The 13,866-nt window shown below is 70.1% G+C and carries 11 protein-coding genes and 1 pseudogene; 5 read left to right on the forward strand and 7 right to left on the reverse strand.

Translation table 11 applies throughout. The features are described 5' to 3' along the window. Positions 1-1,764: a CoA transferase gene (locus ACIRB7_RS07615; RefSeq protein ID WP_403593741.1), complete on the reverse strand. Its 1,764-nt coding sequence runs from the start codon at positions 1,762-1,764 to the stop codon at positions 1-3. Between the two features lie 344 nt (positions 1,765-2,108). Between ACIRB7_RS07615 and ACIRB7_RS07620 the strand changes: the two genes are divergently transcribed. After that, complete coding sequence (locus ACIRB7_RS07620; protein ID WP_403593744.1) at positions 2,109-2,900, forward strand: DUF4239 domain-containing protein; 792 nt, start codon at positions 2,109-2,111, stop codon at positions 2,898-2,900. A 254-nt stretch (positions 2,901-3,154) separates the two neighbouring features. Here ACIRB7_RS07620 and ACIRB7_RS07625 read toward each other — a convergent pair whose 3' ends face one another. Beyond that, positions 3,155-3,334: a hypothetical protein gene (locus tag ACIRB7_RS07625; protein ID WP_403593747.1), complete on the reverse strand. Its 180-nt coding sequence runs from the start codon at positions 3,332-3,334 to the stop codon at positions 3,155-3,157. Between the two features lie 92 nt (positions 3,335-3,426). Here ACIRB7_RS07625 and ACIRB7_RS07630 point away from each other — a divergent pair. The 4 genes and pseudogenes from ACIRB7_RS07630 to ACIRB7_RS07645 form a co-directional block, all read left to right on the forward strand. Continuing rightward, positions 3,427-4,094 (forward strand): annotated as a pseudogene (locus ACIRB7_RS07630) (RHS repeat-associated core domain-containing protein); the annotation flags it as partial. Positions 4,095-4,108: 14 nt separating this feature from the next. After that, the gene (locus ACIRB7_RS07635) at positions 4,109-4,864 is read left to right on the forward strand and encodes a DNA/RNA non-specific endonuclease (RefSeq protein WP_403593750.1); all 756 of its coding nucleotides are present in this window, start codon (positions 4,109-4,111) and stop codon (positions 4,862-4,864) included. A 91-nt stretch (positions 4,865-4,955) separates the two neighbouring features. Continuing rightward, entirely contained in the window at positions 4,956-5,462 is a 507-nt protein-coding gene (locus ACIRB7_RS07640) for a hypothetical protein (RefSeq protein ID WP_403593753.1), read from the forward strand. 309 nt (positions 5,463-5,771) lie between these two features. Continuing rightward, positions 5,772-6,326: a Uma2 family endonuclease gene (locus ACIRB7_RS07645; RefSeq protein WP_403593756.1), complete on the forward strand. Its 555-nt coding sequence runs from the start codon at positions 5,772-5,774 to the stop codon at positions 6,324-6,326. 412 nt (positions 6,327-6,738) lie between these two features. On the opposite strand, the gene ACIRB7_RS07650 is transcribed toward ACIRB7_RS07645, so the two are convergent. From ACIRB7_RS07650 to ACIRB7_RS07670, 5 genes are all read right to left on the reverse strand, one after another. Then, complete coding sequence (locus ACIRB7_RS07650) at positions 6,739-7,665, reverse strand: hypothetical protein (RefSeq protein WP_403593759.1); 927 nt, start codon at positions 7,663-7,665, stop codon at positions 6,739-6,741. A 23-nt stretch (positions 7,666-7,688) separates the two neighbouring features. Further along, the gene (locus ACIRB7_RS07655; RefSeq protein ID WP_403593762.1) at positions 7,689-8,528 is read right to left on the reverse strand and encodes a hypothetical protein; all 840 of its coding nucleotides are present in this window, start codon (positions 8,526-8,528) and stop codon (positions 7,689-7,691) included. Positions 8,529-8,665: 137 nt separating this feature from the next. After that, complete coding sequence (gene xdhC / locus ACIRB7_RS07660; RefSeq protein WP_403593765.1) at positions 8,666-9,475, reverse strand: xanthine dehydrogenase accessory protein XdhC; 810 nt, start codon at positions 9,473-9,475, stop codon at positions 8,666-8,668. 1 nt (position 9,476) lies between these two features. After that, positions 9,477-11,894 carry a xanthine dehydrogenase molybdopterin binding subunit gene (xdhB, locus tag ACIRB7_RS07665; RefSeq protein WP_403593768.1) on the reverse strand — a complete coding sequence of 806 codons (2,418 nt, stop codon included), beginning with the start codon at positions 11,892-11,894 and terminating at the stop codon, positions 9,477-9,479. Continuing rightward, entirely contained in the window at positions 11,894-13,354 is a 1,461-nt protein-coding gene (locus ACIRB7_RS07670; protein ID WP_403593771.1) for a xanthine dehydrogenase small subunit, read from the reverse strand. The genes xdhB and ACIRB7_RS07670 overlap by 1 nt, the downstream gene beginning before the upstream one ends. Positions 13,355-13,866 lie beyond the last annotated feature (512 nt).

Raw genomic sequence — 13,866 nt, forward strand, 5'->3', positions numbered from 1 at the left:
TCATCGGGAGGTCTCCTCCGTGAACGTCCAGGGCGTGGCGGGGCGGGCGTACGGGAGGTGCTCGTCCGGCGGCAGGACGGCCCGGGCGAAGGCAGGGTCCGTGGCGAGGCCGGCCAGGTCGGTGCGGACGGCCACGGACGGCAGTCCGGCCGCCCGCAGTTCGGCCAGCCACGCGTCCGTCCCACGGCTCCTCAGCCGTTCCCTCACCGAATCGGCGCCTGCGGCGCCGACGGTCCGGGCGACCTCCTGCGGCCGGGCTCGCGCCTCGGCCCCCAGGTACAGCAGTCCGTCCCCTGTGGGCAGCGGATGGTCCAGCGGGGACAGTCCGACCCGCCGGTCCGGGCGGGGGATCAGCGCGGCCGCGGACAGCAGCGACGACGTGACGCGACAGCCCTGGTGCGTCCGCTCGCGGGCGAGGAGACCGGCGAGTACCGCCTGCGCCAGGACCAGTCCGCCCAGGACGTCGGTGACGGTCATCAGAGAGGGGGCAGGGGCCTCCCCCGCGGGGCGCAGAGCGGCGGCGAGGCCCCCGTGGACCTGGGCCAGGTAGTCGGTGCCGATCGGCGGAACGGCGCCGAGGGCGGTGCCGAAGCCGGAGGCGGAGGCGTACACCAGGCGGGGGTTGAGGGTGTGCAGCGCGTCGGCGTCCAGCAGGAGGGCACGCTCCTTGCCGGGGGCCCAGTTGTGCAGGAAGACATCGGCGCGGGAGACCAGTTCGCCGACGGTGTCCCGCCCCTGGCGGGTGGTGAGATCGGCCTCGACGACGGGCTTGTCGTGGTTGAGCGCGGAGAACCGGACCGAGCAGCCCCCGGCAACCGGGGGCAGGGCGCGCTGGGGGTCGCCGCCGGGTGGTTCGACGCGAACGACCTCGGCGCCGAGCAGTCGCAGGACGTGTCCGGCCATGGGGCCCTGGACGCGGCGTGCCGATTCGACGACCCGTACGCCGGCCAACGGCAGCGCGCCCCCGCAGGGCGAGGTCGTGGGCGGGGGTCGGCGGGGAGGGTGGGCGAGAAGGGCGGGTTCGACGGTCCAGGGGACAAGACCGGGCGACGCCGTCGTCTCCCCGACCTCGACGACCGACACGCCGTGCGCGGCGCCCGCCTGCCGTACGGCCTGCAACGAGTGGGCCAGAACGGCCGCGCGGAGCTCCGGGGGCAGAGGACAGACCGCTGTCCCGAAGCGGGTCTGGAAGGGCAGCCAGCCGCGTCCCGCCGTCCGGGGCGACACGCCTAATCGGCGCCAGAACCCGGCCCAGGCCGTGGGGTCGAGTGTCTCGATCTCGACGCGCGCGGCGTCGGCGGTGACGAGGGTGGCGAGCCCCGTACCGCTTCCTGGGAGCGGCAGTTCGTCGTCAGCGGCGGTGGCGGCGGCGAGATACTGGGTCACCGTCAGGAGCGCCCCTTGGGCGAGGGAGGTACCGGCCCGCAGCGGTGGGCGGCCGTGGGCGCGGGCGAGCAGGGCCGCCGTGGCACCCTGGGCGGCGAGCACGCCGGTCACGGTGGAGACGTAGTCCGCGACGAGCGGCGCGGGGGCGCCGGTGGCCCGGCCGTGCACCTGCATGACACCGCACGCGGCCTGCACCGCGCGCTCGTCGCCCGCGTCGATGCCGACCGGCCCGGCGCCGCCGACGACCCACCGGGGCCGGTCGGTCGCGCCGCCGGGCAGGACGCCGAGCGTGCGGCCGATCAACTCCTCGGCCACCGTGCGGGCGGTACGGGCGGTCCCGGACACCGTCCGGGTCCCGGTCTCCTCGGACAGGCTCACGTGCGCCGCCCGCCTTTCCCGACTCGTCGCATCGCGCCCTCTCTCCACCGAAACGATCTTTCCTCCGGAAGGAACGGGAGAGGGCGGCCGGAGGCACGGCGCCGTCGCCACTCCACCCCTAATGACCAGGGCTCGCAAGGCTGTCCGACGGAACGCCGACGGGGCGGCCTCTGTGTGGCACACGGCCGGGCCGATCCTGACTTCGGTACGACTACTGCGGCATGGCGGCCGCCGCGTCGCTCAGCGCGACCTTGTCGTCAAAGAGGGGAGCCGGCAGGGGACTTCCTCGCCTCTCGGTCACGCAGCGTGTTAAGTCGGGTACGGAGGGTCGCTACTCTTTGTGCATGTCGCTATGGCTGCTCAATCACTTCAGCACCTTCACTCTGGCCGTGGCCACCGTGGGCGGGACCGTCGCTCTTGCCGTGGCCGGCAGTGTGCTGCTCCGCCGCAGGTACCCGTCGCTGGCGCAAGGTGAGCACAACGACATGGTCGGGGTGACGCTGGGCATGTTCGGCGCCATCTACGGGATCATCCTCGCCTTCGTCATCGTCACCCTGTGGACCCAGCTGGACGCCACGCAGACCATCGTCGCGAGCGAGGCCACCAGCACCGCGCTCATCGCCCGCGATGCCGCCGCCTTCCCGCCCACGGTCCGCACCGACCTCGATGCCGCCCTCAGCGGCTATGTCCACGCCGTCGTCGAGGATCAGTGGCCCCGGATGCGCGCCGGGCGGCCGAGCTACGGGGCCACCGAGGGGCACCTCCGGGCCGCGTTCGAGGTGCTCCAGACGTACAACCCGAAGACCCCGCGCGAAGAGGTCTTCTACGAAGAAGCCGTCAGCCACCTCAACGACGTCGCGTCCCAGCGTCGCGCCCGGCTCACCATGGCCCAGCAGCAACTCCCGCCACTGTTGCAGGCGTTGGCCTTTGGCGGTGCACTCGTTCTCATCCCGCTCACCTTCCTCTACGGCATGCGCAAGCTGCGCATCCAGCTCCTCTTCGTCGCCTCCGTCGCTGCCCTCGTCGGCTTCAGCCTGCTCCTGGTCTTCGTCCTCGACCGCCCTTTCGCGGGCGACCTCAGCGTCAGCCCGGCGCCGTACCGAGAGGGAGCACTCGCGCGGTACTGGAGCCCATGAGCCGCCCGGGCCGAGGCGCGATCGAGCCCGTCCGCTCCCCAGCGGCTCATCCACTCCGGATCCTCCCCAGGGCACCGAAGAGCCCCCAGGCAAGTGATCGACGGGGGCTTGCACCGCGTATGGACCGGCGTTCAGTGGCGTGCCCTGCCGGAGCGGTTCGGACGAGAGCGATCGGCTGAGTCGTGCCGTGCGACGCCAGGCGGCCGGGACCCTGTGAGGGGCCCGGCCGCGCTTGTCCGTGGTGGTCGTGCTCGTCAGTTTCCGGTGGCGTACGGGGAACTGCCCGCGGTCGTACGGATCGCCGGGAGCGCGGAGTACAGGGTCGCGCCGGGGCAGAGCGTGGCGTAGCCGTCGCGGTGTCCGGAGACGGTGTTCAGAGTGGCGGGCTGGCCCTTCGCCCACACGCCGGTGTCGGCGGCGGCGGTGAGTGTCACCTTCGCCTCCGGGTCGACGCCGTGCAGCCCGAGCTTCCAGGCGGCGAGGTCGGCGATGGCCTGCTGGGCCGCGGCCGTCGGCGTGCCGCGGTGGCCGGGTCATCGAACGATCGGTGTACGACGGCTTCGACCATGTCGTCGAGTCCCAGAAGATGGACGACGCGGGCTCGCTGAAGTCCACCACGTACACCTTCGACCCGCTCGACCGCACGGCGTCCAAGACGGCCGACGGCAAGACCACCGACTTCACCTACCTCGGCCTGTCGTCCGAGGTGCTCAGTGAAGAAGTCGTCGGTGAGCTGGCGAAGTCGTACCAGTACAGCCCGTGGGGCGAGCGTCTTTCCCAGTCAAGCACAACACCGACGGCACCAGCGAGGACGGCTACTACGGCTACAACTCGCACACCGACGTCGAGACGCTGACCGACAAGGACGGCAACTCCAAGGCCACCTACGGCTACACCGCCTACGGGTCGAACGACGAATCCGAGTTCACCGGTATCGACAAGCCCGACACCGGCGACCCGACCAAGGAGACCTGCAACCCCTACCGCTACAACTCGAAGCGGTGGGACTCCCACGCCGGTACCTACGACATGGGCTTCCGGGACTACAACCCCGGTCTCAACCGGTTCACCAGCCGGGACATGTACAACGGTGCCCTCGCGGACATGGGGCTCGGTTCCGATCCGTACACCGGAAACCGTTACGCCTTCACCGGCGGAAACCCCACGAGCTTCGTCGAGCTGGACGGCCATGTATTCGGCTGTGACTGGTGCGGCGACGCCCTCGACACGATCGGGGACGTCGCCACCGGCGCGGTGAAGAAGGCGGGGGGGGGGGCTGGAAGACCGTCGCCGACACCTTCCTCACGGGTATCGGCTGGTACAACGAGACGGCCCCCAACGGGTACGAGTCCGAGTACACGGGCAACCGCAGCAAGGGACGGCTCGTCGAGCCCGACGGGCGGTGGGACTGGGTCGGGGGAGACACGCTTTTCCCGTTCCAGCAGAACTACCGCGAAGACGACGAAAGCGTGGTCTTCTATCAGGCTCTCGACAAGCACGACCGGGCACAGGGGGCGAGGGCCTGCCTCAACTCCGGTGACTTCAGCTGGGAGAGTGGAGAGGACAAGGTCGTCAAGGGAAATCCCGACTCCATGATCAATGGAACTCAGGTCCCGCGGCCCATGCGGAACTTTCCCGAGACCGTGACCCCTGGTTTCAAGCCCGGTCAGGACATGAACCGCGGTCACCTGTTGGGAAACCAGCTGGGTGGTAGCGGCACCGAGATGCGGAATCTCGTCAGCTTGTACGCCAGGCCCAATCAGAAGGTGATGGCGGCGTACGAGAACCAGGTTGCCGGCATGGTGGCCAAGGGGCAGACGGTCTACTACGAGGTGACCGCCAACTACACGGGGAAGAACGCCGTTCCCGACAGCCTGACCATCAAGTGGGTGAACCTGGGCACAGGAGAAATGCCACGCGATCCCATCACGATCTGGAACACACCGACGGAGCTCAAGCCGTAGGTCGGTAAGCTGGATCACCGGAGGTGCAGGCGGACATCGATCCTGATGTCCGCCTGCACCCTGCCTTTCTGGGAAAGGTCTTTACATGTGGGTGCAGCGTATACTCGAATTCACCGGCTGGGAGCCGTCGGCGCACTCCGTCGACTGGGCGGCGGTAGAGGAGGAGCTTCGCATTCCTCTGCCGGTGGACTTCAAGCAACTGTGTGAAGGTTTCGGCGGGGGAACCTTCTGTGACTCCGTCGCTTTTTACGGCAGGACGGAGGGGTCTCATTTCAATTTTCTCCTGCCGTGGCAAGCGCCCCTTCCCCTTCCTGTGGAAAGCGGTCAGTGCCAGGAGTACACGCCGGGCGGAAAGGGGCACATCAAATGGGCCTCGACAGAATGGGGCACTGAATACTGCTGGCTTGTCGACGCGCAGCAGCCCGGTGCATACCCTGTCCTCGCGCGGGGCGAAGCCGGCGAGTGGTGCGAATACGACATGTCGACGTCGGAATTTCTCTACAGAGTCCTGGCGGACAAGGATTTCCAACCGTTCGGCATCGCCCGGTACGGCCTCGATCCGACGTTCCAGCCGGGCCCCGCGGCTCACGGCGGCTGACGGGAGCAAGGAGGGTGTCGACGCAGCAGCAAAGCGCGGGCCGCGGACTGAGAATCGCCGCATGGGTGCTGGTTCCTCTGGGGCTGGCCCTGGTGCTGGGTGGTCGTCGACCCGGGAGGTCGTCGACTCTGGCGCATTCGAGGCCATAGAGGGCCCGTCCCACGTTGGGCGCGCGCGGCTCCGCCCCGCCTGTCTGCGTCAAAGAACCGGACGTCATCGTCGAGCTCCGCTGGTACCCGCAGGACGCCTGGGCTCGTCGCTGACGCGCGTGGCGACCGTATTCTGGGAGGCGATGGGAAGGAGCCGCTGATGAGCGTCGACGCGATCATGCACACCGAGTTCCCCGAGGGGTACACGGTCTTCTTCGGTGCCGACGGGAAGGTGATCATGACCCCGCAGAGCCTGGAGCACTCCACCACGATCAAGTCGTTGCAGTACGACACGATCGTGTCGCTCGGGCGCCATGCGAAGACCATCTCGGACGTCTATCTCGACTTCCCGGCGGACGAGAACTCCGCTCCCGATCTCGCGATCCTGCGTGAGGACTCCCAGCGGGTGGGCAAGCGCTACAGCTTCGAGGACGTCCTGCTGATCGCGGAGGTGGTGTCCGTCTCCTCGGCCCGCAAGGACTACGACGACTGCACCGCCAAGTACGGCCGCTACGGCATCCCCGTCTACCTGGTGGTGGATCCGTACGTGGCGGAGGTCGTCGTCCACACCCAGCCCACCGGAACCGGCTACATCGCGGCGCACACGCACAAGTACGGCACCGGCAAGCTCCCCATCGATTTGGCCGACGGCCGCACCTTCACCCTCGACCTCGACGAGCTGCCCCGGCCCGAACCGGAGACCGGCACGCGCTGACGAACACGCCGCTGGTGGTTGGGGGCGAGTCGGCGTTCTCAGCGGCAGATGGATTACGTAGCGTCACCACCCGCCGAGGACACCTGGCGGGTGTAGGGACGGCCTACGGCAGGCTCACAGGGGGGATGACGGCCGCCGGCGGGCAGGGCCACAGCGGTGCAGCGAGCGCTGCACGGTCCTCGATCGAGGGGGATCGAGGGGGACGCAGCCGGATGGAGTCGGATGGATATGTCCGACCCTTCGGCATCGTCGCAGGTGAGGCGTGTCACTGAAATGGGTTCGAGTCCCACCCGCCCCACCACAGCCCGTGGCCGCAGGAAGGTTTCTCCTCCTCCACGGGCTTCTTGCACCCACGGCGCACCCGTCGTGACGCGCATCGCGGCAGCGACACGCCCGGAGTCACCCGCACGCCTCAGTCCGCGCGGAAGGCGACGCGGACGGCGTTGCCCGCCGGGATCACGAGCACGCTGCCGCCCGTCTCGGACCAGTTCTCGGGGATGAGGAACATCCGGCCGTTCACCTCCGCGAGGAGGCGCAGGCCCTCGTACCGGTACCGGAACCGCTGCGGGTGGTCGGCGACGGGCAGGACGGTCTCGCGTGCCTGCCGGGGCGGGAAGTGGAGCCGCTCCGCCGTGTCGACGGTCACCGCCGGGCGCAGCCACAGATTGCGCGCCAGATACCGGGCGTCGTCGTCGCCGTACCGCTTCGCGTACGCGTGGACCGCCCAGAAGGACGACAGGCCGACCAGTGCGGCGACGAGCGCGAGCGCCAGCCGCTCGCGCGCCACCGGGTAGTCGGCGCCGCTCAGCTTGAAGAACAGGGCCCTGCCGTACACGACCAGCACCAGCCCGCTTCCGAGCAGCAGGGGGGTGTCCATCGCCCCGGCGCCCCACACGCCGAGCCCGCCGAGCATGCCGAGAGTGAAGAGGGCCAGCCCGCAGACCGAGAGCAGGTACGGCGCGAACCGGACGCCGGGCGGCAGGCGGCCGCTCCTGGCTCCCAGCGCGCGTGCCGCGTAGTAGACCAGGACGGCGACCAGCGCGGCGGTGAGCGCGGTGCCGGCGGGTACGAAGAGGGGGCCCGCGCTGCGCAGCGCGTAGTCCTGGGTGGAGAACCCGAGGGTCGCCGCGTCGACACGGAAGTGCGCGTAGAGGGCGTTGGTGTAGGCGAAGCCGAAGTACAGCAGGAGGGCGCCGATGAAGGTGGTCGGGGCGAGCAGCGTGGCGAGCGTGAGGGCCCAGTTGCTCCAGGGGTGCCCGTCGCTGTCGGAATCCCCCTCGGTCGTGAGGGGCCCGTCGGCCGTGGGGCCCCCGTGGTTCCTCCGGTTCCCTCCGGCCATACGGTCCCCTTCGCCCGGGCGGCTCAGCCGAGCCCGCCGGACTCGCCGGTGCCCCCGTCGGTGGTTTCCCCGGTGGTCTCGCCGGTGGTTTCCCCGGTGGTCTCTCCCGTGGTCTCGCCGGTGGTTTCCCCGGTCGTCTCGCCCGTCGTTTCGCCCGTGGTCTCGCCGGTCGTTTCGCCGGTGGTCTCGCCCGTGGTCGTCTCCCCGGTCGTCTCGCCCGTGGTCGTCTCCCCGGTCACTTCGCCGGTGGTCTCGCCGGGGGTCTCGCTGGAGGGGGTCAGTTGAACGGAGAGCGTGTCCTTGTCCTCGCCCCTGAACCCGCCCTCGTCCCGCAGGGTCACGCAGATGACGCGCGGCGTGTTGGAGGTGACGTCTCCCTGTTCCTGGGGGAAATCGAAGTCCACCCTGAAGTCCTTCCCCTCCGTCTTCGGCGGGACGGTGACGGTCCGGCTCGTCGGGTCCATGGGTTGGGGGTTCCCGTCCGGCGAGCAGTCCACGACCGCGACCGTGCCCACGTAGGGTTCGGACGACGGATTCTCCACGAACTTCGCGTAGTTCTCCGGAAAGAAACCATCGAAGTGGTCGGAGAGCCGGCCCGCGCGTCTGAAGCTTCCGCTGTCCTTCTCCTGCCTCCGCCGCTCCTGCGCGTCCGCGTCCTGGTCGCCTCCCCCCGTCGTCCCGGCGGTCGCCGTGGCGTCGGTGGTGTTGGTCGCGTCCGAGACGACGCCGGCCTCGGGGGTCCGGTCCTCCCCCTCCGACCCGGAGGAGCAGCCGGTCAGCGGGGCGGCCCCGGTGCAGAGGAGAGCGAGCGCGAGGAGCGCGCCCCTGGTCCTGCTCCGACGACGAGTCGTCCGGCCGCGCATGGAGCCTCCCGATCCGGGGCTGTCGGAACGGACTGCATCCGTCCCGTGTCCCGGCAGCCTAAAACGGTGTCATATCGGGTGAAACCGCCGTTCGGGTAGCTGTCCTGGGTGGGGGTCGCTCGATCGCCGCGCTCTCTTCAGTCCTCCTCGCTCTCGAAAGTACGCAGCAGGTCGGCCGCGACGCTCACGGCGATCGTCGCGGGTTCCTTGCCCGTGATGTCGGCCAGCCCGATCGGGGTCTTGATCCGGTCGACGGCGGCCCCGTCGTGACCACCCTCCAGGAGGAGGCGCTTGCGGAACCGCCCCCACTTGGCCGCCGACCCGATCAGCCCGATGGAGCCGAGGTGGGGCGTCCGCAGGGCGGCGTCGCACAGAGCGGCGTCCTCGGCGTGGTCATGGGTCATGATCAGGACGTGGGTACCGCGCGGCAGCTCCTCGAGGACCTCCTCGGGCAGCAGCGGTGTGTGGTGAACCCGTACCCCCGCCACCGCGTCCGAGAGGACGGCGAGCCGCTCCTCGGCGAGGACGTCCGAGCGGCTGTCGACCAGATGGAGGTCGAGGTCCTGACGGGCCAGGATGCGCGCCAGTTCGAGACCGACGTGTCCGACGCCGAAGATCGCCACTGCCCGTACCACCGGAAGCGGTTCGAGCAGTACCGAGACCGTGCCGCCGCAGCACTGGACGCCGTGCCGGTTGCTCACCTTGTCGTTCAGGGCGAAATCGATCAGCTCCGGTTCGGGCGTGGACGCGACGATCATCTCCCGGGCCCGGTCGATGGCGACCGCCTCGACGTTGCCGCCGCCGATCGAGCCCCACGTCTCGGTCCGTCCCACGACCAGTTTCGCGCCGGCGTCGCGAGGGGCGTGGCCGCGCACGGTCGCGACGGTCACCAGCACGCCGGCCTCCCGGCGTGCCCGCAGCCGTGCGACCGCTCCGACCCAGGTCATGTCAGGCACCGACCGGCGCTTCTGCACCGGTGCGCATGCCCGCCCCGGCGACGAACCCTTCGCGAGCGTGACCGTTCGAGGAAGGATCGGCCCGGCGAGCCGCCTGGATCGCCCAGTACACCGCTTCCGCTGTGGCGGGCGAGGCGAGTTCCACGCTGACACCGGCGGGCCCGAACGCCGCGGCGGCCTGCCGCAGCGCCTCGCGTACCGAGAACGCCAGCATCAGCGGAGGCTCACCCACCGCCTTGGACCCGTAGACCGCGCCTTCCTCGGTGGCGTTCTCGAGGAGCCGGACGTGGAACTCCTCGGGCATCTCCGAGAAGCTCGGCAGTTTGTACGTACTCGCCGCCTGGGTCAGCAGCCGGCCGCGGTGCGGCCCGTCACCGGTGTCCCAGCGCAGGTCCTCGAGCGTCAGCCAGCCCGCGCCCTGCACGAAGCCGCCCTCGACCTGACCGATGTCGATCAGCGGGGAGAGGCTGTCACCGACGTCATGCACGATGTCGACCCGCCGGACGCGGTACGCGCCCGTGAAGCCGTCCACCTCCACCTCGGCCGCGGCGGCGCCGTAGGAGAAGTACTTGAACGGCGAGCCCTGGAAGGCCTTGGCGTCCCAGTGCAGACCCTCGGTCCGGTAGAAGCCGGCCGCCGACAACTGCACCCGCTGGAAGTACGCGGTGCGCACCAGATCGTCCCAGGCCAGCTCCTCGTCGCCGCCCAGTGCGCGCGCGACGCCCTCGACGACGCGCACGTCCGACGCGTTCACACCCAGCTGCGTCGCGGCCACCCGCAGCAGCCGTTCGCGCAACTGCTCGCAGGCGTTCTTCACCGCCGCGCCGTTGAGGTCGGCCCCGGCACTGGCGGCGGTGGCGGAGGTGTTGGGCACCTTGTCGGTACGTGTCGGGGCGAGGCGCACCTTGTGCAGCGGGATGCCCAGGGTGGTCGCGGCCACCTGCAACATCTTGGTGTGCAGGCCCTGGCCCATCTCGGTGCCGCCGTGGTTGATCAGGACCGAGCCGTCCTTGTAGATCAGCACAAGCGCGCCGCCCTGGTTGAAGGCGGTGAGGTTGAACGAGATGCCGAACTTGATCCCGGTGAGCGCGAGGCCACGCTTGGTGTGCGGGTGCGCGGCGTTGAACGCCGCGATCTCGCGCTGCCGGTCGGCGAGGCCGCCGTCGGCCTTGACCTGCTGCCAGACGGTGGAGATCCGTTCGGGGTGCGTGACCGGCTGCCCGTACGGCGTGGTCTGGCCCTGCCCCGGCCGGTAGAAGTTGCGCTCGCGCAGCTCCGTCGGGTCCAGGCCGAGCAGCGGCGCGCACCTGCCCATGATGTCCTCGATCACCAGCATGCCCTGCGGTCCGCCGAAACCGCGGAAGGCGGTGTTGGAGACCTTGTTCGTCCTGGCGATGCGGCCGGCGACGCGGGCGTTGGGGATCCAGTACGTGTTGTCGATGTGGCACAGCGCACGGGCGACCACCGGCTCGGACAGGTCCAGGCTCCAGCCGCCGTCGGCGGTCAGGGTGGCGTCCAGGGCCTGGATGCGGCCGTCGGCGTCGAAACCGATCTTCCACTCGGCGTGGAACCCGTGCCGCTTGCCGGACATGGTCAGGTCCTGGGTCCTGTTGAGCCGTACCCGGACCGGCCGGCCGGTCAGCCTGGCGCCGAGCGCGGCGACGGCCGCGAAACCGTGCGGCTGCATCTCCTTGCCGCCGAAGCCGCCACCCATCCGCAGGCACTGAACGGTCACCTCGTGACTGTGCAGACCCAGCACGTGGGCGACGATCTCCTGCGTCTCCGAAGGATGCTGGGTACTGCTCTGGACGAACATCTGCCCGTTCTCGTCGACGAGGGCCAGCGCCGAGTGCGTCTCGAGATAGAAGTGCTCCTGATCGGAGAACTGGAACTCGCCCGTGAACACGTGCGCGGAGTCGGCGAAGCCGGCATCGACGTCTCCGGTCCGCATCACGGGCCGGGCACCGTGGAAGCTTTCCGCCGCGATCGCGTCCCGCAGCGCGATCACGGAGGGCAGCTCGTCGAGTTCCACCTCGACGGCCGCCGCACCGAGCCGCGCCGCCTCCACGGTCTCGCCGAGCACCCAGGCGACCGCGTGGCCGTAAAACATGACCGTGTCGGGGAAGAGGGGTTCGTCGTGCTTCATCCCGGCGTCGTTGACACCGGGCACGTCGGCGCCGGTCAGCACGCGGACCACACCGGGGACGGCGAGCGCGGGCCCGGTGTCCAGCCTGGTGATCCTTCCGTGCGCCTTCATGACCTGGACCGGGTAGGCGTGCAGCACGTCCTTGGTGCGATGGACCAGGTCGTCGGTGTAGAGCGCGGTGCCCGTGACGTGCAGGTGGGCACTCTCGTGCGGCATCGAGACGCCGACGACGGGCTTCTCGGGGCGCTGGGACAGCTGGCTCATCAGGAGACCGCCTCGGTGGTTCGCGCGTACAGCTTCAGCAGGCTCTGGCCCAGCATCGCGGAGCGGTAGGCGGCGCTGGCGCGGTGATCGTCCATCGGCGTGCCCTCCGCCCGCAGTACCGGCGCCGCGGCCTCGACGGTTTCCGCCGTCCACGGCCTGCCCTCCAGGGCCGCCTCGGTGGAGAGGGCACGGATCGGGGTGGCGGCCACACCGCCCAGGCCGATGCGGGCCTTCCGGACGATCCCGTCCTCGACGTCGAGCGCGAAGGCGACCGCCACGCTGGAGATGTCGTCGAAGCGCCGCTTGGCGATCTTGTGGAAGGCCGTGACCGGCGACAGCGGCAGGGGGACGCGTACCGCGCGGATCAGCTCGCCGGGGCGGCGCACGCTCTGCCGGTAGCCGGTGAAGTAGTCGGAGAGGGGGACCTCGCGCTCGCCGTCGGCGTCGGCGAGCACCACCGACGCGTCGAGGGCGAGCAGCGCCGGCGGGCTGTCACCGATGGGGGAACCGGTCCCCAGATTGCCGCCGAGCGTCGCGCTGTTGCGGATGAGCCGTGACGCGAACAGCGGGAACAGCTCGGCGAGGAGCGGGACCCGGCCGTCGAGGCGGCGTTCGATCTCGGTGAGCGTCAGCGCCGCCCCGATCTCGACGGAGTCGGATCCGACGCGCAGCTCCCGCAGTTCGGGCAGCCGGTCGACGGCGATCACGCAATCCGCCCGGCGGGAGCGGATGTTCACCTCCACGCCCCAGTCGGTGGAGCCGGCGACCACCACCGCCTCGGGCCGCTCACGCAGCACCCGCAGTGTCTCGGCCAGGGTGCTCCTGCGCAGGAACACGCTTCCGTCCTGGGAGTACGCGGTGGCCGCCGGTTCGGGCGGGGACAGCTCGCGACGCCGCGCGAGGGGATCGTCCGCAGTGGGCGTACCGACGGCGAACGCGGCATCGCGAATGGGGCGGTAACCGGTGCAGCGGCACAGGTTTCCACTCAGCGCGTGCAGATCGAACCCGTTCGGACCGTGCTCGGGGTCGGTGCTGTCGGCCGGTTCCTGGTGCGCGCAGCGGCCGGGCCGGTAGTACTCGGCGGCCATGCTGCAGACGAATCCCGGTGTGCAGTAACCGCATTGGGAGCCGCCGCGGACGGCCATCTCCTCCTGTACCGGGTGGAGCGTGCCCGGCGTACCGGCTGCGCCGGCGGTGGCGAGCCCCTCGGAGGTGACGATCTCCTGACTGTCGAGCGCGGCGACCGGGACCAGGCAGGCGTTGACCGCCACCCAGTCCGTGGGCTTGTCCGTCCCGGGTCGGGCCACGAGGACCGAACAGGCGCCGCACTCGCCCTCGGCACAGCCCTCCTTCGTACCGGTGAGGCCACGCTCGCGCAGGAAGTCGAGGGCCGTGGTGTGAGGCGCGGCCGGAGCGATCGGTGCTTCGTTCCCGTTGACCGTGATGCGCGCCGCTGTCACGACAGACCCTCGTTTCGGTGCGCGATCCGTCGATTCATCATCTTCGTCACTTTCGGACAGCTCTCTTCGTCGAGGCGCGCCACGTGCGAGGAACGGGCGCAGAGCGGCACGCCACAGCGGGGCGCCGCGAGAGGGGGAGGGGGAACCGGAGTACCGGGAAAGCCGGAATGTGGCCACGGAGGGGCACAGGAGAAGGGGGCGCGTTCAGCAGCCGTGCGCGATGCGCCCCGGAACCCAGGCGGTGCACTCGGCGAGGCGACCAAGATCGGAGTGGGTGGACATCGACTGGTCGCCTCCTTTCGAGAGCCATGGGTCGGGCGTCTACGGCAAGTTAGTGGCTGCCGTCGGGGAGGTCAAGAGCCGCCTGACGCCCTCGGGCGGGGCGCCCCGCGGCCCTTGACGACGTTGCGGGGTCTCTCCATACTGACGGCCAAATCGATTTGGCCAAATCGATTTGGCCCTCCGTCCGGGGCCGGATCGCGGCTGATGTCCGAGCATGCCTCACGCCCGAA

The sequence above is a fragment of the Streptomyces sp. NPDC093795 genome, from assembly GCF_044764665.1.
Taxonomy (GTDB): domain Bacteria; phylum Actinomycetota; class Actinomycetes; order Streptomycetales; family Streptomycetaceae; genus Streptomyces.

Excerpts from the sequence above, each read along its gene's own strand:
- ACIRB7_RS07620 (WP_403593744.1), top strand. The coding sequence starts at position 2,109 with ATGTCGCTATGGCTGCTCAATCACTTCAGCACCTTCACTCTGGCCGTG.
- ACIRB7_RS07645 (WP_403593756.1), top strand. The coding sequence starts at position 5,772 with ATGAGCGTCGACGCGATCATGCACACCGAGTTCCCCGAGGGGTACACG.
- ACIRB7_RS07650 (WP_403593759.1), bottom strand. The coding sequence starts at position 7,665 with ATGGCCGGAGGGAACCGGAGGAACCACGGGGGCCCCACGGCCGACGGG.
- ACIRB7_RS07655 (WP_403593762.1), bottom strand. The coding sequence starts at position 8,528 with ATGCGCGGCCGGACGACTCGTCGTCGGAGCAGGACCAGGGGCGCGCTC.
- xdhC (WP_403593765.1), bottom strand. The coding sequence starts at position 9,475 with ATGACCTGGGTCGGAGCGGTCGCACGGCTGCGGGCACGCCGGGAGGCC.
- xdhB (WP_403593768.1), bottom strand. The coding sequence starts at position 11,894 with ATGAGCCAGCTGTCCCAGCGCCCCGAGAAGCCCGTCGTCGGCGTCTCG.